Source organism: Micromonospora sp. NPDC049203, assembly GCF_043197215.1.
Taxonomy (GTDB): Bacteria; Actinomycetota; Actinomycetes; order Mycobacteriales; family Micromonosporaceae; genus Micromonospora.
Genome location: NZ_JBICSV010000006.1, coordinates 126,411 through 152,165, shown reverse-complemented (window position 1 = coordinate 152,165; position 25,755 = coordinate 126,411). Strand labels below are relative to the sequence as shown.

Genomic DNA, 25,755 nt, shown 5'->3' with positions numbered 1-25,755 from the left:
GCCCGGCGACCGCGCCGCCCGGGCGGCGGCGCGGTTCGCCCCGGATCGTAGGATCGCCTGTGTGACAGGGGCGGAGCGGGACACCGGGTACGGCGGCGACAACGGTCTGGCGGACGGACTCGACCGGCTCTGGACGCCGCACCGGATGACCTACATCTCCGGCGAGGACCGGCCCGAGGGCGGGTACGAGAAGCCGGCCGGCTGCCCGTTCTGCCTCGCGCCCGGGCTGCCGCCGGAGAAGTCCCTGGTGGTGGCCCGGGGCGAGCACGTCTTCGCGGTGCTCAACCTCTACCCGTACAACCCCGGCCACCTGCTGGTCTGCCCCTACCGGCACGTGGCCGACTACACCGAGCTGGACGAGCCGGAGACGGTCGAGCTGGCCGCGTTCACCAAGGCCGCCATGCGGGTGATCCGGCACGTGTCCAGCGCGCACGGCTTCAACCTGGGCATGAACCAGGGGGGCGTCGCGGGCGCGGGCATCGCCGCGCACCTGCACCAGCACGTGGTGCCGCGCTGGGGCGGCGACGCCAACTTCATGCCGGTGATCGGCCGGACGAAGGTGCTGCCGCAGCTGCTCGCCGACACCCGGGACCTGCTCGCCGGGGCGTGGGCGGCGGCCTGACGGCGGCGGGCCCCGACAGTACGATCTCGCGCATGGCTCTCCTGCACCGCGCGGAACTGCGCCCCTCGAAACTGGAGCTGCTCGCCTCCTGGCTGCCCGGCCGACAGTGGTTCGCCGGCGAGGCCGGCGCGCCGGTCAGCCGCGTGGCGGCGTACCGCTTCGACGACCCGGCCGGCGAGGTCGGCGTCGAGACGCTGCTCGTGCGCGCCGGCGACGGCCCGGTGCTCCAGGCGCCGCTCACCTACCGGGCCGCGCCGCTTGCCGGAGCTGACGAGCACCTGGTGGGCGTCATCGAGCACTCGGTGCTCGGCCGCCGCTGGGCGTACGACGCCTGCGGCGATCCGGTGTACCCGCCGCTGCTGGCCGCCGCGGTGCTCGCCGACGCCGGTCAGGCCGAGGAGTACTTCGAGGTCGACGGAAAGCGCGAGGTGCGACCGGCGAGCATGACGCTGACGGGCAGCCGTACCGGCCGTCCGTCGCCGGTCGGTCCGGTGTCCGCCGGTCCGGTGTCGGCCGGTCCGGTTCTGCCTGGTCCGGGTTCGGCCGGTCCGGTCGGCGGCGGCGTGACGGTGGTCCGGGTCGGGGAGGTCGAGCTGGCGGTGGTCCGGCGTCCCGTACCGGCCGACGTCCCGGCGGCGGGCGGTCTCGCCGGCACCTGGCCCGGTCAGGACGCGCCGGTGCTGCTGGCCTACGCGCGCTGACGGCTCGCCGGGCGGCGGCGTCCCACCGTCTGACGTCACGGGGCGTGACCGTGGCCGGACTCCTCGGCTACGAACCGGCCCGCAGTCGCCGGGAAGGTGACAGGATGCGGCGGTGGCAGTCGACACACGACAGTTGGGGCGCAGCGGCATCGAGGTGAGCGCCCTCGGCATGGGGTGCTGGGCGATCGGCGGCCCGTGGGCCGAGGGCGCCCGCCCGCTGGGCTGGGGCCGGGTCGACGACGACGAGTCGGTACGCGCCGTCCGCCGTGCGCTCGACCTCGGTGTCACCCTGTTCGACACCGCCGACACGTACGGCGCCGGGCACGGCGAGCGGGTGCTCGGGCGGGCGCTGGCCGGCCGGCGCGACGAGGCGATGATCGCCACGAAGTTCGGCTACACGTTCGACGAGCACGCCCGGCAGGCCACCGGCGAGAACGCCTCGCCGCACTACCTGCGCCGGGCGGTGACCGACTCGCTGCGCCGGCTCGGCACCGACCGCATCGACCTCTACCAGCTGCACCTGGGTGACCTGCCGCTGCCCCGGGCCGAGGCACTCGTCGGCACGCTCGACGAGCTGGTCGACGTGGGCCTGATCCGGGCGTACGGGTGGAGCACCGACCGGGCCGACCGGGCCGCCGCCTTCGCCCAGGTCGCCCGTGGTGCCGCCGCCGTGCAGCACGCGCTGTCGGTGCTGCGCGACGCCCCGGCCATGCTCGACGTCTGCGACAAGCACGACCTGGCCAGCCTGGCCCGGGGGCCGCTCGGGATGGGCCTGCTCACCGGCAAGTACACGCCGGAGTCCACGCTGCCCCGCGACGACGTACGCGGGCTCGGGCCGACCTGGCTGGAGTGGTTCCGCAGCGGCCGGCCCGCCCCGGAGTGGCTGCGCCGGGTCGCCGCCGTCCGCGACGCGCTGACCGCCGACGGCCGCACCCTCGCGCAGGGAGCGATCGGGTGGATCTGGGCGCGCAGCGACAGGGCGGTGCCGATCCCCGGCGCCCGTACCGTCGCCCAGGTCGAGGAGAACGCCGCCGCGCTGGCCCGGGGTCCGCTCGCCCCGGACCACTTCGCCGAGGTGGAGCGGCAACTGGCGGCGGTACGGCGGGCCGCCCTGCGGGACGCCGACCGCCCCCACTGGCCGATGCCCCCGGTCCCCGCCGTCCGCCCCTGACCGCACTTCCACCCACCAGCCGACCCCGTCGAGCCGACCCCTGCCCCGGCCGACCCGCCCGCCGAGCCGACCGCTCCCACGCGACGAGATCGGTGTCCCAAATCCTGAGGGCACCGCAGATCTTGGTACGAAAGGGCCCTTATGGGGGCCCCTATGAGGGCCACTTCCTACCAAGATCTGCGCAGTCCTGACCCGACCCCGCCCTCGGCGGCGTCGATCTTGCACTCGGTGCCCTTTCGTTGCCGGAAATGCACCGCTTGCCGGGGCCGCAAGTGCAAGATCGCGGGGCCGAGGCGGGGGAAAGGGGAGGGGAGAGGGTGGGGTCAGCGGGTGGTGGATTCCTTGCGGGCCTGGTCGGCCAGGTGGGCGGGCATGGGTTCGTGGCGGGCGAACTCGCGGCGGAACGTACCGGTGCCGGCGGTCATCGAGCGCAGCTCGACCGCGTACCGCAGTAGTTCCGTCGCGGGCACCTCGGCGCGGACCAGTGTGCGGCCCTCGGCCTCCGGGTCCGGCTCGGTGCCGAGCACCCGGCCGCGCCGCCCGGAGAGGTCGCCCATCACCGCGCCGACCGACGTGTCGGGCACCCGTACGGTGATCTCGTCCACCGGCTCCAGCAGCGTCGGCTGGCCCTTCTCGGCGGCGTCGCGCAGCGCCAGCGCGCCGGCGGTCTGGAACGCCGCGTCGGAGGAGTCGACGCTGTGCGCCTTGCCGTCGACGAGCGTGACCCGCAGGTCCACCACCGGGTAGCCGGCGACCAGACCGCGTTCCATCTGGGCCCGGACGCCCTTCTCGACCGACGGGATGTAGTTGTGCGGGACCGCGCCGCCGACCACCCGGTCGACGAACTCGAAGCCGGCGCCCCGGGGCAGCGGCTCCACCTCGATGTCGCAGACCGCGTACTGGCCGTGGCCGCCGGACTGCTTGACGTGCCGGCCGTGCCCCCGCGCGGCGGCGCCGAACGTCTCGCGCAGCGGCACCCGGACCGGCTCGGTGTCCAGCTCGACCCCGCCGCCGCGCAGCCGGTCGAGCACCACGTCGGCGTGTGCCTCGCCCATGCACCAGAGCACGAGCTGGTGGGTCTCCGGGTTGCGTTCCAGCCGCAGCGTCGGGTCGCCGGCGACCAGCCGGGACAGGTTGCGGGCCAGCGCGTCCTCGTCGGCCCGGCTGCGCGCCGTGATCGCCACCGGCAGCAGCGGTTCCGGCATCTCCCAGGGGGCGATCAGCAGCGGGTCGTCCTTGGCGGAGATGGTGTCGCCGGTCTCCGCGCTGCCCGACTTGGTGATCGCGCACAGGTCACCGGCGACGCAGGCGGCCACCTCGCGCAGCGTCGCGCCGAGCGGGCTGTAGACGTGACCGACCCGCTCGTCGGCGTCGTGGTCGGGGCGGCCGCGCTCGGCCATGCCGTGACCCGACACGTGGATCACCTGGTCGGGGCGGAGCGTGCCGGAGAAGACGCGTACCAGCGAGACCCGCCCGACGTGCCTGTCGACTGTCGTCTTGACCACCTCGGCGACCAGCGGGCCGTCCGGGTCGCAGGTCAGCGGCGGGCGGGGTGAGCCGTCCACGCCGGTGACCGCGGGCAGGTCGTGCTCCAGCGGCGACGGGAACGCCGCGACCAGGCCGTCGAGCAGCGCGTCCAGGCCGACGCCGGTCTCCGCGCAGACGGGCACCACTGGATAGAAGTGGCCCCGGGCGACGGCGGTCTCCAGGTCGGTGATCAGCACCTCGGGGTCGATCTCCTCGCCGCCGAGGTAGCGGTCCATCAGGGTCTCGTCCTCGCTCTCCGCGATGATCCCCTCGATCAGCTCGTTGCGGGACTCCTGGATGGCCGGCAGGTGCTCCGGGTCCGGCTCGCGCACCGCCGCCGGCAGCCCGGCGGAGTAGTCGAACACCCGGCGGGTGATCAGCCCCATCAGGCCGGCCACCGACTCGCCGTCGTCGCCGAGCATCGGCAGGTAGAGCGGGAGCACGTTGTCGCCGAAGACCCGCTGGCACAGCGCCACCGCCTCGTCGAAGTCGGCCCGCGGGTGGTCCAGCCGGGAGACCGCCACCGCCCGGGGCATGTCGACGGCGGCGCACTCCTCCCAGAGGGCGGCGGTGGCGGCGTCCATGCCGTCCACGGCGGAGACCACGAACAGGGCCGCGTCGGCGGCGCGCAGCCCGGCGCGCAGCTCGCCGACGAAGTCGCCGTAGCCCGGCGTGTCCAGCAGGTTGACCTTGACGTCGCGGTGCACCAGCGGGGCGCAGGCGAGGCTCACCGAGCGCTGCTGGCGTACGGCGGCGGGGTCGTGGTCACAGACTGTGGTGCCCTCGGTGACGGCGCCGGCGCGACTGATCGTGCCGCTGGCGGCCAGCAGCGCCTCGACCAGCGTGGTCTTGCCGGCGCCGGAGTGCCCGACGAGCACCACGTTGCGGACCCTGCCGGGCTCGGTCACCACCGGCGCGCCGCCGGTGACACCCTTCTCGTTCTTCTGCGCCATCGCGGCGCACCTCCCTCAACCGGTGGTGGTGGCGACCGCCGCGGGCGACGGGGAGCGGACCCGGGACGGGCGCCGCGGCGATATCTTCCGGTGATCTGCTGCCGGATGCGAACGCGGACCGGTGATCCGGTGAACTGGCTCACCTCCTGGCTCGATCTCACACCCGCGCGGGTGCCGGCACAAGGGCCGTCGGGCGGGTCGCACGCCCGGCTGTGTCCCCGGCCGTTGCGGGCCGTTATCGTGGGACCGCCATGGCGAAGATCTTCCAAGTGACGGCCCGCGCGGGCATGACCCGCGTCGTGGAGCCGATCGCCCGTACGCTGCTGCGTGCGGGCGTGTCCCCCAATGCGGTCACCGTGACCGGCACCCTCGGCGTGCTCGCCGGCGCGCTCGGCTTCGGCGCGCGCGGCCACCTGGTCGCCGGCGCGCTGATCGTCACGGTCTTCGCTCTCACCGACCTGCTCGACGGCACGATGGCGCGGATGAGCGGCGGGTCCACCCGGTTCGGGGCGTTCCTCGACTCGAGCATGGACCGGATCGCCGACAGCGCGGTGTTCGGCGCCGTCGCGTACTGGCTGGCCACCGAGCACGACTACTCGGGCGTGGCGGCGGCGCTGATCTGCCTGGCCGCGGGTGGGCTCGTCTCCTACGTCAAGGCCCGCGCCGAAGGGCTCGGGATGACCTGCAACGTGGGCATCGCCGAGCGCACCGAGCGGCTGCTCATCGTCGGCGTCGGCGGCCTGCTCACCGGCGTCGGCGTCCGGCACGCGCTGGAGATCGCGCTCTGGCTGCTCGCCGCCGTCTCGATCTTCACCGTGGGGCAGCGGATGGCGCACGTCTACCGCCAGGCCCAGCGGGTCGGCGCCGAGTGAACCTCACCGAGGCGGGCTTCGTCGCGGGCTGGCGCCTGGTCCGGGCGCTGCCCCGGCCCGTCGCGGCGGCGGCCTTCCGGATGGGCGCCGACCGCGCCCACCGCAAGGACGGCGGGGGTACGCGCCGGCTGCGCGCCAACCTGCGCCGGGTGGTCGGACCGGAGATGCCCGACGCGGAACTGGACGCGCTGGTGCGCGAGGGCTTGCGCTCGTACGCCCGGTACTGGATGGAGGCGTTCCGGCTGCCCGGCCTGAGCCGGGCGGACATCCTCGCCGGGTTCCGCCTGGACGGGCAGGAACTGCTCGCCGCCGACGTGGCGGCCGGGCGGGGGGCGGTGGTGGCGCTGCCGCACGCCGGCAACTGGGACGCGGCCGGTGCCTGGGTGGCGGCCACCGGCTGGCCGATGACGACTGTGGCGGAACGGCTTCCGGACGGCGTCTACGAGCGGTTCGTCGGGTTCCGGGAAGGGCTGGGCATGGAGATCCTGCCCAACCAGGGCGGCCCGCGTCCCGCGTTCGACGTGCTGGTGGACCGGCTGCGCGCCGGTTACGTGGTGCCCCTGCTCGCCGACCGGGACCTGTCGGCCCGGGGCGTCGAGGTGGACTTCTTCGGCGGCCGGACCCGGATGCCGGCCGGGCCGGCGCTGCTGGCCATCCGCACCGGCGCACCGCTCTACGTGGCCTCGATGTGGTACGAACCGGACACCGCGTGCGCGTCGCTCGAGGGTCCGCTGCCGCTGCCGGACCCGGACAGCGCCCCGCTCGACGCGCGGGTGCGCGCGGTGACGCAGCGGATTGCCGACGGTCTGGCGGCGGGCATCGCCCGGCATCCGCAAGACTGGCACATGTTGCAACGGATGTGGCTGGACCAGGGCCGGGACGGCACGCCCGCGTCGGCGCAGCCGCCGGCCACCACCGGGACGGTCTAGGGGGACGCCATGCGGATCGGCATCGTGTGCCCGTACTCCTTCGACGTGCCGGGCGGCGTGCAGAACCACGTCATGGACCTGGCCGAGGCGCTGCTCGGGCTCGGTCACGAGGTGAGCGTGCTGGCACCCGCCGACGAGGACTCGGCGCTGCCCCCGTACGTGGTGTCGGCCGGCCGGGCGGTGCCGCTGCCGTACAACGGTTCGGTGGCCCGGATCGCGTTCGGCCCGGTCTCCACCGCCCGGGTGCGGCGCTGGATCACCCGGGGCGACTTCGACGTGCTGCACGTGCACGAGCCGCTCACCCCGAGCCTGTCGATGCTGGCGGTGCTCTGCGCGCGCGGCCCGGTGGTGGCCACATTCCACACCGCGATGACCCGCTCCCGGGTGCTGTCGGCCGCGCAGGGCGCGCTCCAGATCGTGCTGGAACGGATCACCGCCCGGATCGCGGTCAGCGCGCTGGCCCGCAAGGTGCAGGTCGAGCACATGGACGGCGGCGCGGTGGAGATCCCGAACGGGGTGGCGGTGGCGAAGTTCGCCGGGGTGCCGCCGCTGCCGGGCTGGCCGGGGGAGTGCGCCCCGGGCACCGGCGGCACGCTGGGGTTCCTGGGCCGGTTCACCGAGCCGCGCAAGGGCTTCCCGATCCTGCGGGACGCGTTCGTCGCGCTCGCGCCGCACCGCCCCGGGCTGCGTCTGCTGGTCGCCGGGCCTGGTGACGCCGACGAGCTGTACGGGCGGTTCCCGGCCGGCCTGCGCGACCGGGTCACGTTCCTCGGCCTGGTCTCCGAGGCGGACAAGGCACGCATGCTGCGCAGCGTGCACCTCTACGTGGCACCGAACACCGGAGGGGAGTCCTTCGGGATGATCCTCACCGAGGCGCTGGCCGCCGGCACCACGGTGGTCGCCAGCGACCTCGACGCGTTCCGCCGGGTGCTCGACGGCGGGCGGGCCGGGTGGCTGTTCCCGACCGGCGACGCGACCGGGCTGGCCGCCGCGCTGTCCGATCTGCTCGACGACGACGGCCGCCGCGCCGGGCTGACCGCCTGCGGCGACCAGGTGGTGGCGAATTTCGACTGGCCCGTGGTTGCCCGCCGCGTTCTGGAGGTATACGCAGCCGCGATCGAGGCCACCGACGGCCGGGTCATGGACCAGGAGTGGGCGGGACTGGGCTGACCGCTGTGGCCGCCGCGGCCGCTGTGACGAGCGCGTCGACCGGTGCGAGCGCCGGCCGGCCGGGATGAGGAGCAGCACTACGATGCCGGGCATGTGGTGGGTGGTGGGCGCGGTCATGGTGCTCGGGCTGCTCTCGGCGTACCTGATCTGGACCTCCGGGCGGGTGCAGCGGTTGCAGGTCCGCGCGGACTCGGCGGCCCGCGCGCTGGACGCGCACCTGCTGCGCCGCGCGGCCGCCGCCGCGGTCCTGGCCGAGCAGCGGTACGGCGTGGAGCTGTACGCCGCCGCCCGGATCGCGCTGGACGCCGTGCCGGAGGAACGCGAGGCGGCGGAGAACGACCTGACCCGGCAGCTGCGCGCGGTGCGGCTGGACCCGGACGACCCGGCCTGCGCGGCGGTGATCGCGGCGAGCCGGCGGCTGGCGCTGGCCCGGCAGGTGCACACCGATCTGGTCCGCGACGCCCGCTCGGCGCGCGGGCGTCCGGTGGTGCGCCTGTTCCGGATGGGACGCGGGCGGGAGTGGCCGCGCTACTTCGACATCGACGATCCCACGCTGGCGTCGCACGCGGACGTGACCACCGGCTGATCCACCGGCCGTGACCGGGGCCACACGGCAGGCCACCGGGGGTTCGATTGGCGCTCGGACCGGCGCCGCGCCGGTCGTAGCATTCCTGCGCAGTCACCTCCCGAGTGCGCCGAGGAGCGATGTCCCGTGTCTGAATCCGCAGCCCCGACCGCCGCCACCGCCGTCGGCACCGCCCGCGTCAAGCGCGGCATGGCCGAGATGCTCAAGGGCGGTGTGATCATGGACGTGGTCACCCCCGAGCAGGCGAAGATCGCCGAGGACGCCGGCGCGGTGGCCGTGATGGCCCTGGAACGCGTGCCTGCCGACATCCGCGCGCAGGGCGGCGTGTCCCGGATGAGCGACCCGGACATGATCGACGGCATCATCCAGGCCGTCTCGATCCCGGTGATGGCAAAGGCCCGCATCGGTCACTTCGTCGAGGCGCGGATCCTCCAGGCGCTCGGCGTCGACTACGTCGACGAGTCCGAGGTGCTGACCCCGGCCGACTACGCCAACCACATCGACAAGTGGGCGTTCACCGTCCCGTTCGTGTGCGGGGCGACGAACCTGGGTGAGGCGCTGCGCCGGATCACCGAGGGCGCCGCGATGATCCGCTCGAAGGGCGAGGCGGGCACCGGCGACGTCTCCAACGCCACCACCCACATGCGGAGGATCCGGCAGGAGATCCGCCGGCTCCAGACGCTGCCCGACGACGAGCTGTACGTCGCGGCCAAGGAGCTGCAGGCCCCGTACGAGCTGGTCAAGGAGGTCGCCGAGCTGGGCAAGCTGCCGGTCGTGCTGTTCACCGCCGGTGGCATCGCGACCCCCGCCGACGCGGCCATGATGATGCAGCTCGGCGCGGAGGGCGTCTTCGTCGGCTCGGGCATCTTCAAGTCCGGCAACCCGGCCCAACGGGCCGCGGCGATCGTCAAGGCGACCACGTTCCACGACGACCCGGACGTGCTCGCCAAGGTGTCGCGCGGGCTGGGCGAGGCGATGGTCGGCATCAACGTCGACGAGATCCCCCAGCCGCACCGCCTCGCCGAGCGCGGCTGGTGAGCGCAAGGAAGGGCCCCCTGTTAACGCCTGCGGTAGAGGCGGGGCCCCCTCTTAACACCCCGGAGGGAGCATCGTGGCCGTACCGGTGATCGGCGTGCTCGCGCTTCAGGGCGACGTACGCGAGCACGTCGCGGCGCTGACCGGCGCGGGCGCCGACGCCCGGCCGGTGCGGCGCCCGGGCGAGCTGGACGCGGTCGACGGCCTGGTGGTGCCCGGCGGCGAGTCGACCACGATCAGCAAGCTGGTGGACATCTTCGAGATGCGCGAGCCGATCGACAAGCGGATCGCCGCCGGCATGCCGGTCTACGGCTCCTGCGCCGGCATGATCATGCTGGCCGCGCGGGTGCTGGACGGCCGACCCGACCAGCGTGGCTTCGCGGGCGTCGACATGACGGTGCGGCGCAACGCGTTCGGCCGTCAGGTCGACTCGTTCGAGGCGCCGGTGGCGCTCACCGGCGTCGATGGCGGCCCGTTCCACGCCGTGTTCATCCGCGCGCCCTGGGTCGAGCGCGTCGGCCCGGACGTCGAGGTGCTCGGCCGGGTGACCGACGGCCCGGCCGCGGACCGGATCGTCGCGGTACGGCAGGGCAACCTGCTGGCCACCTCGTTCCATCCGGAACTGACCGGTGACCTGCGCCTGCACCGCCACTTCGTGGAGCTGGTCCGGGCCGCGTCCTGACCACCCGATCTGCCGTGCTTGTGCCGGTTCGGGCGACCTGGGGCGGGCCGGTGCCGTGCGGCGCGTGACAGCCACCCGCCGCGCGCCGGTAGGATTGCCGAGATTCGGCAGGGCCATCAGCCCGCCGCGGCTCCCAGCAGAGATCACGGCACCTCGGCGTCGGCGTGAGCCGGCGGGGGAGCGGGGCGTGTGGTGCGGTCGATGCAGACGGCGGGTAGCAACGGAGGTAACAGATGTCCGGCCACTCAAAGTGGGCGACGACCAAGCACAAGAAGGCGGTCATCGACGCCAAGCGCGGCAAGATGTTCGCCAAGCTGATCAAGAACGTCGAGGTGGCCGCCCGTACCGGCGGTGGTGACCCGGCCGGCAACCCGACTCTCTACGACGCCATCCAGAAGGCGAAGAAGAACTCGGTCCCGAACGACAACATCGACCGCGCGGTCAAGCGCGGCTCCGGCCTGGAGGCCGGCGGCGCCGACTGGCAGACCATCATGTACGAGGGCTACGGCCCGAACGGCGTGGCGATGCTGATCGAGTGCCTCACCGACAACCGCAACCGGGCGGCGACCGAGGTGCGCACCGCGCTGACCCGCAACGGCGGCTCGCTGGCCGACGCGGGCTCGGTGTCGTACATGTTCTCCCGCAAGGGCGTCGTGATCGTCCCCAAGGCCGGCACCAGCGAGGACGACGTGATGATGGCCGTCCTCGACGCGGGCGCGGAGGAGGTCAACGACCTCGGCGAGGCGTACGAGGTGGTCTCCGAGCCGGGTGACCTGGTCGCGGTCCGCACCGCTCTGCAGGACGCCGGCATCGAGTACGAGTCGGCCGAGTCCTCCCTCATCCCCAGCGTGAACGTGCCGCTGGACGAGGAGGGCGCACGCAAGATCTTCAAGCTGATCGACGTGCTGGAGGACTGCGACGACGTGCAGAACGTCTTCGCCAACTTCGACGTCTCCGACGAGGTCATGGCCGCCGTCGGCTGACCCCGCCCGACGTGCCGAGCGCCGGCCACCCCGTGATCGGGTGGCCGGCGCTCGGCGTCTCGCGTGGTCAACTCCGCGTCTCGCGTGGTCAGCCGATCGGCTCGCGCTGCCGCCACGCCGTCCGCACCGAGGTCCGCCCGTTGGTGCGCAGCAGCGAACCCTCGTAGATCCGGGCCCCGGCGAGCAGGAACCCGGCCGCCGCGAGCAGCAGCAGCGCCAGCGACACGAACGGCTCCCACGTGGCCGCGTCGCCGGTGAACAGCCGTACCGGCATCGCGGTCGGCGCGGAGATCGGCAGGTAGGACAGGATCCGCATCGCGGTGGCGTTGTCGTTGAGGAACACCACCGCGAAGAACGGCGCCATCACGGCGAGCTGCACCGGGGTGGACGCCCCGGCAATGTCCTCCTGGCGGTTCACCAGCGCCCCGGCGGCCGCCCACATCGCCGCCAGCAGCAGGAAACCGCACAGGAAGAACGGCACGAACCAGCCGATCGCGGGTGCGATCAGGCCGAGCAGGTCGCCGCCGTCGGTCAGGCGCATGCCGATCAGCGCGACGGCCGCGATCAGGGTGATCTGTCCCAGCGCCAGCGCGCCCGCCGCGAGGATCTTGCCGGCCAGCAGCGCCCGGGCCGGCACGGCGGCGACCAGGATCTCCACGATCCGGGTCTGCTTCTCCTCGGTGACGCTCTGCGCGATCTGCAACCCGAACGTCTGGGACATGAAGAAGAAGACGAACGCGAAGGCGAACGGCACCAGGTAGCCGACGAGCGGATCCACCGCGTCCGGGTCCAGCAGCTTCACCTGCGGGGCCGCGCTGAGCGCGGAGACCACGTCGTCCGGGGCCCGCTCGTCGGCGACCACGACCGGACCGGCGACCACCGCGGCGTCCGCGTCGCCGTCGCGTACCGCCTGTTCGGCGGCGCCGTCGTCGGCGACGAACATGACGTCCAGCCCGGCCGCGCGCAGCGGATCGGCGCCGGCCGCGGTCACCGCGACCGTGGACGGACCGCTGCTCATCAGCGCCGGCACCACAGTGGCGACGACGGCGAGCAGCAGGAAGATAAGCGTGCTGTAGAGGAACGTCTTGTCGCGGATCTTGACCTTGATCTCGCGGGCCGCGACCAGCCGGGTGGCCTGGAACGTGTTCACTGGTTGACCTCTCGGAAGATCTCGGCGAGGGACGGGGTGACCGGGCCGAACGCGCGGACCGGGCCGCGCTCCAGCGCCGCGCGCAGCACCGCCTGGTCGTCGGCGGGCGGGTCCACCTCGAACACGGCGCGCGCGCCGTCGAGGTCGACAAGCCGCACGCCGGGCTGGTCGCGCAGCCAGCCGGCGTCGCCGTCGACCACGAGCGAGAACCGGGGCAGGGTGTACGCGGCGCGCAGCTCCTCGCGGGCGCCGGCGGCCCGGATCGTGCCGCCCGCGATGAGCACCAGGTCGTCGCAGAGCCGCTCCACCACGTCGAGCTGGTGGCTGGAGAACAGCACCGGCGCTCCGGCGGCGGCGCGCTCCCGCAGCACCGCCACCACCATGTCGACGGCGAGCGGGTCGAGCCCGGAGAACGGCTCGTCCAGGATCAGCACCTCCGGGTCGTGCACCAGCGCGGCGGCGATCTGCGCGCGCTGCTGGTTGCCGAGCGACAGCGTCTCCAGCAGGTCGTCGGCCCGCTCGCCCAGACCGACCCGCTCCAGCAGCGCGTCGGTACGCCGGCGCGCACCTGCGGCGTCCAGCCCGTACAGGCGGCCGAGGTGGACCACCTGCTCGCGGGGCGTCATCTTGGGATAGAGGCCGCGTTCCTCCGGCATGTAGCCGAACCGGGCCCGGGCCTCGCGGGTGAGCGGCCGCCCCCGCCATGTCACCTGCCCGGCGTCCGGGGCGAGCACGCCGAGAACGATCCGCATGGTGGTGGTCTTGCCGGCGCCGTTGCCGCCGACGAATCCGGTCATGCGCCCGGCGGTCACGTCGAAGGAGACGTCCTTGAGCACCTGACGGCCGCCGAAGCTGCGGTCGACGCCGTCGAGGCGGAGCACGCTGGTCATGATCCCGACGCTACGGCCGGCCGTCGCTCCCGTCGTCCCACCGTGGGGCGATCACGAGGTCCGTCGCGTGGGGGACGGGCGTCATCCCCCGGGCCGCACCACGCCGTGCTCGTACGCGAACACCACCGCCTGCACCCGGTCGCGCAGCCCCAGCTTCGCCAGGACGCGGCTGACGTGGGTCTTCACCGTCGCCTCGCCGACGCGCAGGACGTCCGCGATCTCGGCGTTGCTGGCCCCGCTCGCGACCAGCTCCAGCACCTCCCGCTCGCGCGGGGTCAGGTCCGCCGTCGCCGCGTCGTGCCGGGGGTCCGGCGGCGCCGCGCCGGGCCGGGCGAACGTGGAGATCACCCGCCGGGTGAGCGACGGCGCGATCAGCCCTTCGCCGCGCGCCACCACCCGCACCGCCTCGACCAGGTCCTCCGGGGTGCCGTTCTTGAGCAGGAAGCCGCTCGCCCCGGCCCGCAGCGCGGCGAACAGGTAGTCGTCGTGGTCGAACGTGGTGAGGATCAGCACCGCCGGGCCGCCCGGCGTCGCGTCGGCGGTGATCCGGCGGGTGGCCTCCAGCCCGTCGAGGACGGGCATCTCCACGTCCATCAGCACCACGTCCGGCCGCAGCGCGGTCGCCATCGACACGGCACGCTGCCCGTCGGCGGCCTCGCCGACCACCTCGATGTCGTCCTCCACCTCCAGGATGACCCGGAAACCGGTCCGGACCAGGTGCTGGTCGTCGACGAGCAGCACCCGTACCGGCGCGGTCACGCCGCCCGCCCGGTGGCCTCGACCGGCAGCGGCATGCGGGCCCGGACCCGGAACCCGCCGCCGGGGCGTGGCCCGGCCTCCACCTCACCGCCGTGGGCGGCGACCCGTTCCCGCATGCCGATCAGGCCGAGCCCGGCCCCGGCGGCCGGCGCGCCGCCGTGCCCGTCGTCGCTCACGTCGATCTCCAGTTCCCTCGCCAGATAGCGGATGCGCACGTCGAGCGTGGTCGCGTGGGCGTGCTTGACCACGTTCGTCACCGCCTCCTGCACGATCCGGTACGCCGCCTGCGACACCGAGCGCGGCAGCGGCACCGGCTCGCCGTACACCCCGAGTTCGGCCCGCAGCCCGGTCTCCCGGGCCCGGTCCACGAGCGCGCGGACGTCCTCGATGCCGGCGGTGTCCTCCGGCGCGGCGGCCGCGCCGGCCGGGTCGCGCAGCACACCGAGCATCCGGCGCAGCTCGTCGACCGAGGTGCGGGCCGTCTCCTCGATCGCGGCCAGCGCGGTACGCGCCTTGTCCCGGTCGCGGTCGAAGACACGCCGGCACGCGGCGGCCTGCACGCCCATCACCGAGACGTGGTGGGCCACCACGTCGTGAAGCTCCCGGGCGATGCGGACCCGCTCGCCCATCACCGCGCGCTCGCGCGCCTCGGCCTGTGACCGGCGCAGCTGCTCGGCCTGCTCCCGCAGTTCGTGCCGGCGGCGGGCGGCCACCCAGGCGGTCTGCCCGGAATAGTAGGCGAACCCGAAGAACAGCACGTTGTAGAACACCCCGTTGACCACCGCCGCGAGTACCGGCGGCACCGGGCCGGCGGCGTCGGCGAAGGAGGCCGCCGAGATCTGGTCGGCCCGCAGCGCGAGCGACAGCGCGAGCCAGCCGAACATCGCCACGATGATGCCGGCGCGCAGCCGCCCGGCCAGCCGCCGGTCGGCGCCCCACGCGCCGAGCGTGAACAGGGCGGCGAACAACGCGCCCGAGGGGAGCTGGGCGAGCGGCACCGCCCGTGCCTGCCCGGCGATGAACGCGATCGAGACGAGCACCGCGACGGTGGCGGGCCACCGCCGCCGTACGGTGAGCGGGGCGGTCACCGCCACCGTCCACCAGACCTGCTCGCCGAGGCTCGGCGGCGGCCCGAGCAGGAAGGCCCCGGTGCTGTGCGCCAGCGTCAGCTCGAACAGGGCCAGCACGGTGACCGCGAGCCCGACCCAGAGGTCGGCGCGCAACTGCGCGGCGGTGGGAACCGGCCGGCGCCAGGCGGTGGTGGTTGCGGTGCTCACCGTACGACCATGCCACCGCCGCGCCCGGTGCGGTGCCCGGGGCGTAATCGGGTGGGCCGGACGACAACCGCGACGTAGCCTGCCGGGGTGTTCGTGCCCGATCTGCCGTTGCGCACCGAGCGCCTGGTGCTGCGCGCCTTCACCGCCGACGACCTCGCGGTGGTCCGGGACTACCGGGGCCGCCCGGAGGTGACCCGCTACCTCTACCACCAGCCGTACGACGACGCCGCCGCCCGCGCCGCCATCGAGCGGCTGGTCCGGCGGACCGCGCTGCGTGCCCCCGGCGACGTGCTCAATCTCGCCGTGACGCTGGCGGGCACCGGCGAGTTCGCCGGGGACGTGCTGCTGAGCTGGACCAGCGGGGAGCACCGGCAGGGCGAGATCGGGTACGTGGCGCATCCCGCGCACACCGGCCGGGGGTACGTCACCGAGGCGGCCCGGGAACTGCTGCGGATCGGCTTCGACGGGCTGGGGCTGCACCGGATCGTCGGCCGGCTGGACGCCCGCAACACCGCGTCGGCCCGGGTGCTGGAGCGGCTGGGCATGCGCCGGGAGGCGCACCTGCGGGAGAACGAGTTCGTCAAGGGGGAGTGGACCGACGAGGTGGTCTATGCGGTGCTGGCCCGCGAGTGGCGGGCGGCGACCTGAGCGGCCGCCGGACGCGGGCCCGGCACGACGGCCGGGCCCGCCGCCCTCAGCAGCAGCAGCCCTGCCGGAACCCCCGCTCGACGTACGACGCCAGACCGGCCTCGTAGTAGCCGGCCCCGGGCCGGATCGGGTGGTCGCTGAACAGCTCGACCCGCGACCCGAACCGGACCAGGTACGCCTCGGCGTCACCCGCGTCGTTGCGGATCATGCTGCCGCGCGGTCCGTAGACGTGCTCCAGCTCGGCGAAGGACATCCCGACCGACCCGCCGGCCGGGGAGCGCGGCGGCGCGGTGGCCGTGCCCACCGACACGAGCCGGCCGTCCCGGAAGGCCAGCAGGATCGCGCCGGCCCAGGAGCCGGTGACACCGGCGTGCACGACTCCGGGGCAGCCGGGCGCCGTCCAGTCGATCAGGCCGGCCGCGACGAGCCGGTCCAGCCGGGCGCCGATCCGGAACGGGCCGGCGCCCCGGACACTGAGCACCGCGTTCTCCGGGACCGCCGACCGGGCGCGCACCGGCGTGCCGGCATCGCCACCGGTGGCCGCCGTGCGCACCGGTGCGGCGGAGGCGGCCGGTGCGGCGACCGGCACGGCGGCGGCCAGCGCCAGTAGAGCGGCGAGGACGGTGGACGCGAGACGGTTCATGGTGGATCTCCTTCCGTCGGGTTCTCCTGTCCTGTTGGTCTCCGGCCGCGGCGGTTCGGTTCGGTGGATCGTCTACCGTCGACGTGGTGGCCCGGGTGGCGGTCCCGGAGGTGGTGCGGTGATCACGCCGACGTGGATCGGGGCGTACCGGGTGGAGCGCCTGCTCGGCACGGGGTCCTTCGCCACGGTCTGGCTCGCGTACGACCCCGCCCTCGCCGGCCGGGTGGCGGTCAAGGTGCTGGCCGAGAACTGGAGCCACGACCTGCGGGTGCGGGAACGGTTCCTCGACGAGGCCCGGCTGCTGCGGCGGCTGGACCACGACCGCCTGGTCCGGGTGCACGCCGTGGGGGAGCTGCCCGACGGCCGCCCGTACGCCGTGCTGGCCTGGGCCGACGGCGGCAGCCTGCGGGACCGGCTGGCCCGGGGCCCGCTGCCGGTGACGGAGGCCCTGTCGGTGCTGGACGAGATCGCGGCCGGGGTGGCGGTGCTGCACCGGCACCGGGTGGTGCACCGGGACCTGACACCGAGCAACGTCCTGTTCCACTCCGGCCCGGACGGTGAGCGGGTGCTCATCGCCGACCTGGGGCTGGCCAAGGCGCTCGCCTCCGCCTCCGGGCTGACCGCCCGGGCCGGCACGCCCGGCTACATGGCGCCGGAGCAGGACGACCCGCTGGCGGTGGTCGACACCCGCGCCGACGTGTTCGGACTGGGCCGCCTGGGACTGCGGCTGCTCGGCCGGGCGGGCCCACCGGGCGGGCCGGTCGAGCAACGGCCGGCCGGTTCACGCCTGCGTCCCGGGGTGCCGGCCGCCGTGGACGCCGTGCTGCGGACCGCCACCGCCGTACGCCCGGCCGACCGCCACCCGGACGCGGACGCGTTCCGGCGGGCGCTGCGGCGCGCGGTGGCGGGTGGGCCCGCCCCGCCCCCGCCCCGGCGGGCACCGCGCCCGGTGCCGGCCGTCGCCGCGGTCGCGGTGACGCTCGCCGTCGCCGTCACGGGCGCGGGGGACGCGATCCACCCCGTTGCGGCCGGTGCGGTGGGCCGCAGCGGGCCGCTGACCGTGCTCCTGCCGTCGGGCTGGCGGGCCGAGGGAACCGGCTGGGCCGGACGGTACAGCGACGACGGCCGCCTCGAACCGGCGCTGGTGATCTCCCCGGACCCGGGGAACTGGGCGGCCGACCCCATGCTGCCCGGCGCGTTCGTCGGTCTCGCCACCGGTGCGGCTCGCCGGACCGGTCCGGCGGCCTTCCTCGCCGGACGGCCGCACGCCGACTGCGTCGCGGCACCGCCGCGGCGTACCCGGCAGGGCGGCGTCGAGTGGACCGTCGTCACGTACACCTGCCCCACCGGCCGCCCGGTGATCGTCGAGGCGGCCGGGCCGGCGACCGGCCGGGCCGGCCTGCTCTACGTCCAGCTCGTCCCGCCGCCGGACGCGGGCGCGGACTTCGTCGACGGCGTGCTCGCCGGGGTACGGGCCGGGTAGGCGGCGCGGTCAGACCACCACCACTGTGATGGGGTACGCCCGCCCGTCCTGCGGGATGGTGACGACGACGGTGCCGGTGCGCACGAACCGGATGTCCACCACGCCGGCCTCGTAGCTCTGCGAGGCTAGATCCTCGCGGTCCACCGTCACCTCACCCGGGCCGATGCCCCGGATACGCAGGATTCCACCGGCGGCGAAGCAGAGCGACCGCACCAGCGCCAGTTCGGTCTCGGCCAGGATCAGGTCGTGGCGGACCGGCCCGAAGCACGCGGCCGGGGCGGTGGTGCGTACCGGCGGGGCGGGCTTTGTGGTCCGGGGCGCGGCCGGTGGTCGTGGCCGCGTACGCGGGACCGCCGGTCTGCTGCTCGACGGGGCCGGCGTGCTCCCCGGCGGTGCCGGGGTGGGCCCGGGCGGCCTCGCGGTGGTGGGTGGCGCGGCGGCGACGGCGCTTGTCACCGCCGGCCGTGCCGGAAGTGGCGAGACCGGGCGGCCGGCGCAGGCGGGCGTCGCGGCGAGGGCGGCGAGTACGACGAGCGCGACGCCGCCCCGCCGGCGGGCCGGCTCACGCATCGGACAGCCGTAGCCGCAGTTGCCGCCGGGCCTCGTGGATGCGGGACTTGACGGTGCCCTCCGGCACGTCGAGCAGGCCGGCGATCTCCCGGTAGCTCAGCCCGAGCACGTCGCGCAGGGTCACCGCCTCGGCGAGGTCCGGCGGGACCGCGTCGAGCGCGTCCAGCAGGTCGAGCCGGGTGCCGGCGACCACGCTCGTCCGGCGGGGGTCGGGCGGGTCCGGCAGCGGGACCCCGCCGGCCTCCCGCTGCCACCGTCGCCGCAACGTGCGGTAGGTGGAGCGGGCCCGGTTGGCGGTGATCCGGTAGAGCCAGGTGTCGAACGACGACCGCCCCTCGAACCCGGTGATCCCGTGCGCGAGCGCGAGCAGGGCGTCCTGGCAGGCCTCCTCGGCGTCCTGCCGGTGGGGCAGCAGCCGCGCGCACTGCCGCAGCACCTCTGGCCGTACGGCGGCCAGCAGGGCGTCGAGGGCCGTGCGGTCGCCGAGTGCCGCCGACCGGGCCAGCTCGTCCGTGCCGTCGGGGAGGGGCATCAGGGCGTCCCAGTGCTCGCCGGTGGTCCGGACCTCAGGCTATGCCCCGGGTGGCCGGTCCGCCCCGGCTGAGTCGGGCAGCCGACGGCGTCTCGCCCCGGCGCCGACGGCACCGGGGCGAGAGCGAGGTCGCGGGGACCGTAGCCGGGCGTCAGCGGGTGGCGCGTCCGGCCTTGATCGCGCTGTCGATCACATCCCAGATCGCGACCAGCACGACCACCGCGCCCGCCACCCGGGCGAACTCGACGGTGCCGCCGTCGCGCAGCCAGGCGAACCGCTCGACCAGCTCCGGGTTGAGCAGCCGGTCGGTGGCGAGCAGCCAGAGCACCGGGGCGGCGAAGGCCACGTTGAGCACCGCGTTGACCGCCACCAGCGGCCAGGTCCACCGGCCGGACCGGTATTTGGCGATCTCCAGGCCGACGGTGGCCAGCAGCACCACGATCAGGGCCGGCAGCCAGAAGCTCCAGAGCGCCGGGTCGAGCACCGGCATCCGGGAGCCGCCGTCGGTGGTCCAGCGCTGGAAGTGCTGACCGATCAGACCACCGACGGTGGCGAGCAGGAACACCACCGAGGCGATGCTGTCGGAGTGGCTGATCTGCCGCTCCCGGCTCTCCTCGGGGAGCTGGTCGACGGTCCACTCGGGCAGCCCGAGCGGGGTCCGGGTGCGCTCCAGCAGGGCGAACACCAGCGTGACCCAGAACGCGATCTGCACCGCGGTCTGCATCGCGGCCACGACCGCCGTGCCGATCGCCGCGCCCGGCTCGCCGTCGACAAGCGCCTTGGTGAGGCCGGCGAGCACGCCGACGATCGCCGGGATGTACGTGAGCAGCAGCCGCAGCAGCCGCCACCACGTCAGGTAGTAGCGCGGGCCGATGAGTTGCAGGGTGCGGTCGCTGTAGCGGGCCGCGAGCTTCTCCGGATGGCCCAGCTCGGTGAGCACCTCGCGCTCGGCGGAGGCGTGGTCCTGCCCGCCCGAGGTCCGGTCGTCGATCATGTCGGCGATGGAGCCGCGCAGCTCCTCGGCGAGCTCCAGGCGGCGTTGCGCGGGCACGGCCCGCATGGTGGCGGCGACGTAACGGTCGGTCAGGGAACTCATCGTTCCGCTCCTTCGATCAGTTCGGTGACGGACGTCCGCACCGCGGTCATGTCGTCGAGCAGGAGGTTCAGCACGGCGTCGCCGTCGGCGCTGGTCCGGTAGAACTTGCGCGGCCGGCTCTCCTCGGTGTTCCACTCGCTGGTGAGCAGGCCCTGGTCCTCCAGGCGGCGCAGCAGCGGGTAGAGCGTGTTGGCGTCGACCGCGAAGCCGTGCGCGGCCAGCCGTTGCAGCAGGGCGTATCCGTAGTCGGGGCGGCGCAGGGCGACCAGGCTGGCCACCACGACCGTGCCGCGCCGTAGCTCCTGGAGGTGGGTCCGGAGGACCTCGTCGCTGACCATGCTCAACACGATAGTGTGTGTCACACACTATTGCAATAGAGCAGAACGCCGCGTGCCGCACACCTGTCGGTCGGAGAGAGACGGAGCACCCTCGGTGTGGGCGGTGGAGCCCGCAGGGCCGCCTCGGTAGGGTGGGTCGGTCGACTCCGACGCAGCTTGATCCACAACCCGGGGGGCGCCACGCATGGGCGATTCGTTCGCGCATCTGCACGTACACACCGAGTACTCGATGCTGGACGGGGCGGCCCGGCTCAAGGACCTCTTCGCCGAGGCGGCGCGGCTCGGCATGCCGGCGGTGGCGATCACCGACCACGGCAACATGCACGGCGCGAACGACTTCTACAAGCAGGCCATGGACGCCGGGGTCAAGCCCATCCTCGGCGTCGAGGCGTACGTCGCGCCGGAGTCGCGCTTCCACAAGGCCCGGGTCAAGTGGGGGCGCCCCGAGCAGAAGAGCGACGACGTCTCCGGTAACGGCGCGATCACCCACATGACCATGTGGGCGGCCAACCGCGACGGCCTGCACAACCTGTTCAAGCTCAACTCCCGCGCCTCCATGGAGGGCCACTACGTGAAGTGGCCCCGGATGGACATGGAGCTGATCGCCGAGCACGCCGAGGGCATCATGGCCACCACCGGCTGCCCCTCCGGCGCGGTGCAGACCCGGCTGCGGCTGGGCCAGTTCGACGAGGCGCTCAAGGTCGCCGCCGCGTACCAGGACATCTTCGGCAAGGACAACTACTTCCTGGAGATCATGGATCACGGCCTCGACATCGAGCGCCGGGTCCGCGACGGGCTCACCGAGATCGCCCGCAAGCTCGACATCCCGCCGGTGGTCACGAACGACTCGCACTACACCCACGAGGCGCAGGCCGAGGCGCACGACGTGCTGCTCTGCGTACAGACCGGCAGCAACGTGGCCGACCCGAACCGGTTCCGCTTCGAGGGCGGCGGCTACTTCGTCAAGTCCGCCGACCAGATGCGCGCCGTCGACTCCTCCGAACTGTGGCAGCAGGGCTGCCGCAACACGCTGCTGGTGGCCGAGAAGGTCGACCCGGCCGGCATGTTCACGTTCCACAACCTGATGCCGCGGTTCCCGATCCCCGAGGGCGAGACCGAGGAGTCCTGGTTCCGCAAGGAGACCTTCGCGGGGCTCAAGCGCCGCTTCCCGAACGGCATCCCCGAGGGCCACGTCGTCCAGGCCGAGTACGAGCTGGGCGTCATCATCCAGATGGGCTTCCCGTCGTACTTCCTCGTGGTCGCCGACTTCATCCAGTGGGCCAAGAGCCAGGGCATCGCGGTCGGCCCGGGGCGTGGCTCGGCGGCCGGCTCGCTCGTGGCGTACGCGCTGGGCATCACCGACCTCGACCCGATCCCGCACGGCCTGATCTTCGAGCGGTTCCTGAACCCCGAGCGCGTCTCCATGCCGGATGTCGACATCGACTTCGACGAGCGCCGGCGCGGTGAGGTCATCAAGTACGTGACCGACAAGTGGGGCGAGGACAAGGTCGCGCAGATCGCCACGTTCGGCACGATCAAGGCGAAGGCCGCGATCAAGGACTCGGCCCGGGTGCTCGGCTTCCCGTACGCGGTAGGCGACCGGATCACCAAGGCCATGCCCCCGGCGGTGATGGGCAAGGACATCCCGCTGTCCGGCATCTTCGACCCGAAGCACCCGCGCTACGCCGAGGCCGGCGAGATCCGTGGCCTCTACGAGTCCGACCCGGACGTCAAGAAGGTCATCGAGACCGCCAAGGGCATCGAGGGCCTGATCCGGCAGACCGGTGTGCACGCCGCCGGCGTCATCATGTCCGCCGAGCCGATCATCGAGCACATCCCGCTCATGCGGCGCGACTCCGACGGCGTCATCATCACGCAGTTCGACTACCCGACCTGCGAGTCGCTCGGACTGCTGAAGATGGACTTCCTCGGCCTGCGCAACCTGACGATCATCGACGACGCGGTAAAGAACATCCAGCTCAACCACGGCCGGGAGCTGGACCTGCTCGGCCTGCCGCTTGACGACAAGGCGGCGTACGAGCTGCTGGCCCGTGGTGACACGCTCGGCGTGTTCCAGCTCGACGGCGGGCCGATGCGCTCACTGCTGCGGCTGATGAAGCCGGACAACTTCGAGGACATCTCCGCCGTCCTGGCGCTCTACCGGCCCGGTCCGATGGGCGTGGACTCGCACACCAACTACGCGCTGCGCAAGAACGGCCTCCAGGAGATCACCCCGATCCACCCGGAGCTGGAGGAGCCGCTGCGGGAGATCCTCGCGCCCACGTACGGCCTGATCGTCTACCAGGAGCAGGTGCAGCGCGCCGCGCAGATCCTCGCCGGCTACACGCTCGGCCAGGCCGACCTGCTGCGCCGGGCGATGGGCAAGAAGAAGAAGGAGATCCTGGACAAGGAGTTCATCCCGTTCCGGGACGGCTGCCGCGAGCGCGGCTACTCCGACGAGGCCATCCAGGCCGTGTGGGACGTGCTGGTGCCGTTCGCCGGCTACGCGTTCAACAAGGCGCACTCCGCCGCGTACGGCCTGGTCTCCTACTGGACCGCGTACCTCAAGGCGCACTACCCGGCCGAGTACATGGCCGCCCTGCTCACCTCCGTCGGTGACGACAAGGACAAGATGGCGCTCTACCTTTCCGAGTGCCGCCGGATGCGCATCCAGGTGCTCCCGCCGGACGTCAACACCTCGGCCGGGCCGTTCACCCCGGTCGGCAAGGAGATCCGCTTCGGCCTCGGCGCGGTGCGCAACGTCGGCGCGAACGTGGTCGCCTCGATCATGCGCTGCCGCGAGGAGAAGGGCGACTACGCCGACTTCTACGACTTCCTGTCCAAGGTCGACGCCGTGGTCTGCAACAAGAAGACGATCGAATCGCTGATCAAGGCCGGGGCGTTCGACGTGCTCGGCCACCCGCGCAAGGGCCTGCTCGCCGTGCACGCCGACGCCATCGACGCGTACGCCGACGTCAAGCGCAAGGAGGCGGTCGGCCAGTACGACCTGTTCGGAGCCGGCTTCGGCGAGGCGGAGACCGGCGGCACCACCACTGTCATGCCGGTCATCGGCGAGGGGGAGTGGGACAAGCGCGACAAGCTCGCGTTCGAGCGCGAGATGCTCGGCCTGTACGTCTCCGACCACCCGCTGTTCGGCCTGGAACACGTGCTCGGTGCCGCAGCCGACACCACCATCGCCGCGCTGTCCGAGGAGGGCACCGTGCCCGACGGCGCGGTGGTCACGCTGGCCGGCATCCTCTCCGGCGTGCAGCGCCGAGTCACCAAGCAGGGCCGGGCGTGGGCGTCGGCCACCCTGGAAGACCTGGCCGGCGGCGTGGAGACGCTGTTCTTCCCGAACACGTACGAGGTGATCGGGCAGTACATCGCCGAGGACGCCATCGTGGTGGTCAAGGGCCGGGTGGACCGGCGCGACGACACCCCGCGCATCATGGCGATGGACATGTCCATGCCGGATGTCAGCAGCACCCCGGGGAGCAAACCGGTCACGCTCACCATCCCGGTGCACCGCTGCACGCCGCCGCTGGTGGAACGGCTCAAGGAGACGCTGGTGCTGCACCCCGGCGACACCGAGGTGCACGTCAAGCTGCTCAACGGCGGCAAGGTGACCACGCTGCGCCTCGGCCCGTTCCGGGTCGCGGCGACCACCGCGCTGATGGGTGACCTGAAGAGCGTGCTCGGCCCGGCCAACGTGAGCTGACCGGGCCGAGCGCCTCCGGCTCAGCGAGCTAGACGCGGGTGACGCGGATGGCGTCGGCGATCACGTACCCGGTGCTGCCGGACCACCGGCTGACACCCACCTTGTTGGCGTCCCCGGCGGCCAGGGTGAAGGTGCCCAGCGAGCGCCAGGCGCCGCCGTTCGCCGTCTGGTTCACCGAGACCGTCTGGTTGCCGCTCGTCGTCGCGACGATGTACGGCGTGGAGGTGTTGTAGCCGGCCACGGCCGGATACCAGACCTCCACCCGGTAGGTGGCTGTCGCCGGGATGTTCACCTTGTACCAGGCGGTGTCGCTGGCCGCGACGGGGTTGGCGTACCGGTAGTCGGCGCCGTAGCGCTGCGCCGAGTACGTCGAGGTGCTCCAGTTGGCGCTCGCCGTGAACCGGCCGGCGGTGGTGTTGTCCACGATGGTCGACCAGGCGGTCGGCGGGGGCGTGGTGTCGCCGGTGACCAGCTGCATGTAGTAGGTCCAGTTCCAGTTCGACCCCGGGTCGGTGTGCGTGGCGCCCGGCACCTGGTTGTGCCCGATGATGTTGGTGCGGGTCTTCGGGATGCCGTACTTGTCGCACAGGTAGCGGGTCAGCGCCGCCGACGACCGGTACATCGCGTCGGTGTACCAGGAGGCGTTGTCGACGTACCCCTCGTGCTCGATGCCGATCGACTGGGTGTTGTAGGTCCAGTTGCCCGCGTGCCAGGCGATGTCCTTGTCCCGGACCATCTGCGTCACCGCACCGTCGGAGGAGCGGAGCAGGTAGTGCGCGCTGGCGCCGGCGGCGGGGTTCTGGAACCAGCTGATCGAGCCGGAGTAGCTGCCCTGCATGGTGTGGATGACGATGTAGTTGATCGGGTACGCCGACTCGCGGCTGGAGGCCGTGTAGTTGGACGAGCTGGCCGGCACCCAGGCCGCCGGGCCGTAGTCGGTGCTCAGGGTGCCGAAGTCGCCGCTGCCCAGCGGCGCGACGTCGGTGTACCGGCCCCGCTGGGGTGCGACCGGACGGCCGGCCACGCTGACCTCGCCGGTGGCGGTGGTCGCGATGAAGCCCCTGGCGAGCAGGTCGTACACGGAGTCGGCGTACAGCCGTGCGGTCGCCGGGTCCGTCGCGCCGCCGTAGCGGGCGATCGGGCCGTACCACTGGTTGACGTCGTCCCGCTGCGCCGCGGTGAGCCCGGCCTCGTCGGCGTACGAGCGCAGGACCGCCGCCGCGCCGGCCACGTTCGCCGCGTCCCGGGTACGCAGTTCGGCGCGGTCCAGCCGGGTCCGGCGGGCCGCCTCGTCGAGGGTCCGCACCTTCGGGTTGCTGGTCAGGTGCATCACGCCGTATCCGCCGGAGGCGCTGGGCTCGCCGCCGTGGCCGTCCAGGCGGGTCTCGGCGTACCCGAGCGCGGCGAGCAGGTCGCGCGG

General features: G+C 73.4%; 24 protein-coding genes. 13 read left to right on the top strand and 11 right to left on the bottom strand.

Annotated features, from left to right (window positions below):
• The first annotated feature begins 61 nt into the window (after nt 1–61).
• From ACGFIA_RS18345 to ACGFIA_RS18335, 3 genes are all read left to right on the top strand, one after another.
• On the top strand, nt 62–622 hold the full coding sequence (locus ACGFIA_RS18345) for an HIT family protein (RefSeq protein ID WP_393261032.1): 561 nt from the start codon (nt 62–64) through the stop codon (nt 620–622).
• 32 nt (nt 623–654) lie between these two features.
• The gene (locus ACGFIA_RS18340) at nt 655–1,323 is read left to right on the top strand and encodes a hypothetical protein (protein WP_393261029.1); all 669 of its coding nucleotides are present in this window, start codon (nt 655–657) and stop codon (nt 1,321–1,323) included.
• Nucleotides 1,324–1,435: 112 nt separating this feature from the next.
• On the top strand, nt 1,436–2,494 hold the full coding sequence (locus ACGFIA_RS18335; RefSeq protein WP_393261026.1) for an aldo/keto reductase: 1,059 nt from the start codon (nt 1,436–1,438) through the stop codon (nt 2,492–2,494).
• A 323-nt stretch (nt 2,495–2,817) separates the two neighbouring features.
• Here ACGFIA_RS18335 and ACGFIA_RS18330 read toward each other — a convergent pair whose 3' ends face one another.
• Nucleotides 2,818–4,974 (bottom strand): elongation factor G-like protein EF-G2, encoded by a 2,157-nt coding sequence (locus tag ACGFIA_RS18330; protein ID WP_393261023.1) that lies wholly within the window; start codon nt 4,972–4,974, stop codon nt 2,818–2,820.
• Between the two features lie 251 nt (nt 4,975–5,225).
• Here ACGFIA_RS18330 and pgsA point away from each other — a divergent pair, with 251 nt between their 5' ends.
• The 7 genes from pgsA to ACGFIA_RS18295 all read left to right on the top strand — a co-directional run bounded on the left by pgsA (nt 5,226) and on the right by ACGFIA_RS18295 (nt 11,231).
• The gene (gene pgsA, locus ACGFIA_RS18325) at nt 5,226–5,846 is read left to right on the top strand and encodes a phosphatidylinositol phosphate synthase (RefSeq protein WP_357387110.1); all 621 of its coding nucleotides are present in this window, start codon (nt 5,226–5,228) and stop codon (nt 5,844–5,846) included.
• Entirely contained in the window at nt 5,843–6,775 is a 933-nt protein-coding gene (locus tag ACGFIA_RS18320; protein WP_357477656.1) for a phosphatidylinositol mannoside acyltransferase, read from the top strand. The genes pgsA and ACGFIA_RS18320 overlap by 4 nt, the downstream gene beginning before the upstream one ends.
• A 9-nt stretch (nt 6,776–6,784) precedes the next feature.
• Entirely contained in the window at nt 6,785–7,945 is a 1,161-nt protein-coding gene (locus ACGFIA_RS18315; RefSeq protein WP_393261020.1) for a glycosyltransferase family 4 protein, read from the top strand.
• Between the two features lie 82 nt (nt 7,946–8,027).
• Nucleotides 8,028–8,531 carry a hypothetical protein gene (locus ACGFIA_RS18310; protein ID WP_393261018.1) on the top strand — a complete coding sequence of 168 codons (504 nt, stop codon included), beginning with the start codon at nt 8,028–8,030 and terminating at the stop codon, nt 8,529–8,531.
• Nucleotides 8,532–8,657: 126 nt separating this feature from the next.
• Nucleotides 8,658–9,569, top strand: a complete 912-nt coding sequence (pdxS, locus tag ACGFIA_RS18305) for a pyridoxal 5'-phosphate synthase lyase subunit PdxS (RefSeq protein ID WP_357387118.1) — start codon at nt 8,658–8,660, stop codon at nt 9,567–9,569.
• Nucleotides 9,570–9,642: 73 nt separating this feature from the next.
• Nucleotides 9,643–10,248, top strand: a complete 606-nt coding sequence (pdxT, locus tag ACGFIA_RS18300; protein ID WP_357387120.1) for a pyridoxal 5'-phosphate synthase glutaminase subunit PdxT — start codon at nt 9,643–9,645, stop codon at nt 10,246–10,248.
• A 233-nt stretch (nt 10,249–10,481) separates the two neighbouring features.
• Nucleotides 10,482–11,231 carry a YebC/PmpR family DNA-binding transcriptional regulator gene (locus ACGFIA_RS18295; protein ID WP_357469221.1) on the top strand — a complete coding sequence of 250 codons (750 nt, stop codon included), beginning with the start codon at nt 10,482–10,484 and terminating at the stop codon, nt 11,229–11,231.
• Between the two features lie 88 nt (nt 11,232–11,319).
• On the opposite strand, the gene ACGFIA_RS18290 is transcribed toward ACGFIA_RS18295, so the two are convergent.
• From ACGFIA_RS18290 to ACGFIA_RS18275, 4 genes are all read right to left on the bottom strand, one after another.
• Nucleotides 11,320–12,381, bottom strand: coding sequence for an ABC transporter permease (locus ACGFIA_RS18290; protein WP_393261015.1), 1,062 nt, complete (start codon nt 12,379–12,381; stop codon nt 11,320–11,322).
• Nucleotides 12,378–13,271, bottom strand: a complete 894-nt coding sequence (locus ACGFIA_RS18285) for an ATP-binding cassette domain-containing protein (RefSeq protein WP_357387126.1) — start codon at nt 13,269–13,271, stop codon at nt 12,378–12,380. Before ACGFIA_RS18285 ends, ACGFIA_RS18290 begins: the two co-directional genes overlap by 4 nt.
• A gap of 81 nt (nt 13,272–13,352) precedes the next feature.
• Nucleotides 13,353–14,030 (bottom strand): response regulator transcription factor, encoded by a 678-nt coding sequence (locus tag ACGFIA_RS18280; protein ID WP_357387128.1) that lies wholly within the window; start codon nt 14,028–14,030, stop codon nt 13,353–13,355.
• The gene (locus ACGFIA_RS18275; RefSeq protein WP_357469217.1) at nt 14,027–15,307 is read right to left on the bottom strand and encodes a sensor histidine kinase; all 1,281 of its coding nucleotides are present in this window, start codon (nt 15,305–15,307) and stop codon (nt 14,027–14,029) included. Before ACGFIA_RS18275 ends, ACGFIA_RS18280 begins: the two co-directional genes overlap by 4 nt.
• 87 nt (nt 15,308–15,394) lie before the next feature.
• Here ACGFIA_RS18275 and ACGFIA_RS18270 point away from each other — a divergent pair, with 87 nt between their 5' ends.
• A complete protein-coding gene (locus ACGFIA_RS18270) occupies nt 15,395–15,955 on the top strand; it encodes a GNAT family protein (protein WP_357387132.1) in 561 nt (186 codons plus the stop codon).
• A gap of 46 nt (nt 15,956–16,001) precedes the next feature.
• Here the strand turns inward: ACGFIA_RS18270 and ACGFIA_RS18265 are convergent, their stop codons facing one another.
• On the bottom strand, nt 16,002–16,598 hold the full coding sequence (locus tag ACGFIA_RS18265) for a hypothetical protein (protein WP_357387134.1): 597 nt from the start codon (nt 16,596–16,598) through the stop codon (nt 16,002–16,004).
• Nucleotides 16,599–16,716: 118 nt separating this feature from the next.
• Here ACGFIA_RS18265 and ACGFIA_RS18260 point away from each other — a divergent pair, with 118 nt between their 5' ends.
• Complete coding sequence (locus ACGFIA_RS18260) at nt 16,717–18,081, top strand: serine/threonine-protein kinase (RefSeq protein ID WP_393261010.1); 1,365 nt, start codon at nt 16,717–16,719, stop codon at nt 18,079–18,081.
• Between the two features lie 9 nt (nt 18,082–18,090).
• Here the strand turns inward: ACGFIA_RS18260 and ACGFIA_RS18255 are convergent, their stop codons facing one another.
• The 4 genes from ACGFIA_RS18255 to ACGFIA_RS18240 form a co-directional block, all read right to left on the bottom strand.
• Nucleotides 18,091–18,651, bottom strand: a complete 561-nt coding sequence (locus tag ACGFIA_RS18255) for a hypothetical protein (protein ID WP_357386577.1) — start codon at nt 18,649–18,651, stop codon at nt 18,091–18,093.
• Nucleotides 18,644–19,183, bottom strand: a complete 540-nt coding sequence (locus tag ACGFIA_RS18250; RefSeq protein ID WP_357386575.1) for an RNA polymerase sigma factor — start codon at nt 19,181–19,183, stop codon at nt 18,644–18,646. Before ACGFIA_RS18250 ends, ACGFIA_RS18255 begins: the two co-directional genes overlap by 8 nt.
• Before the next feature lie 151 nt (nt 19,184–19,334).
• Nucleotides 19,335–20,279, bottom strand: a complete 945-nt coding sequence (locus ACGFIA_RS18245) for a permease prefix domain 1-containing protein (RefSeq protein WP_357386573.1) — start codon at nt 20,277–20,279, stop codon at nt 19,335–19,337.
• Nucleotides 20,276–20,617 (bottom strand): PadR family transcriptional regulator, encoded by a 342-nt coding sequence (locus tag ACGFIA_RS18240; RefSeq protein ID WP_357386571.1) that lies wholly within the window; start codon nt 20,615–20,617, stop codon nt 20,276–20,278. The genes ACGFIA_RS18245 and ACGFIA_RS18240 overlap by 4 nt, the downstream gene beginning before the upstream one ends.
• Nucleotides 20,618–20,801: 184 nt before the next feature.
• Between ACGFIA_RS18240 and dnaE the strand changes: the two genes are divergently transcribed.
• Nucleotides 20,802–24,335: a DNA polymerase III subunit alpha gene (gene dnaE, locus ACGFIA_RS18235; protein WP_357386569.1), complete on the top strand. Its 3,534-nt coding sequence runs from the start codon at nt 20,802–20,804 to the stop codon at nt 24,333–24,335.
• Nucleotides 24,336–24,363: 28 nt separating this feature from the next.
• Here the strand turns inward: dnaE and ACGFIA_RS18230 are convergent, their stop codons facing one another.
• Nucleotides 24,364–25,305 carry an N-acetylmuramoyl-L-alanine amidase gene (locus ACGFIA_RS18230; protein ID WP_393261275.1) on the bottom strand — a complete coding sequence of 314 codons (942 nt, stop codon included), beginning with the start codon at nt 25,303–25,305 and terminating at the stop codon, nt 24,364–24,366.
• Between the last annotated feature and the right edge of the window lie 450 nt (nt 25,306–25,755).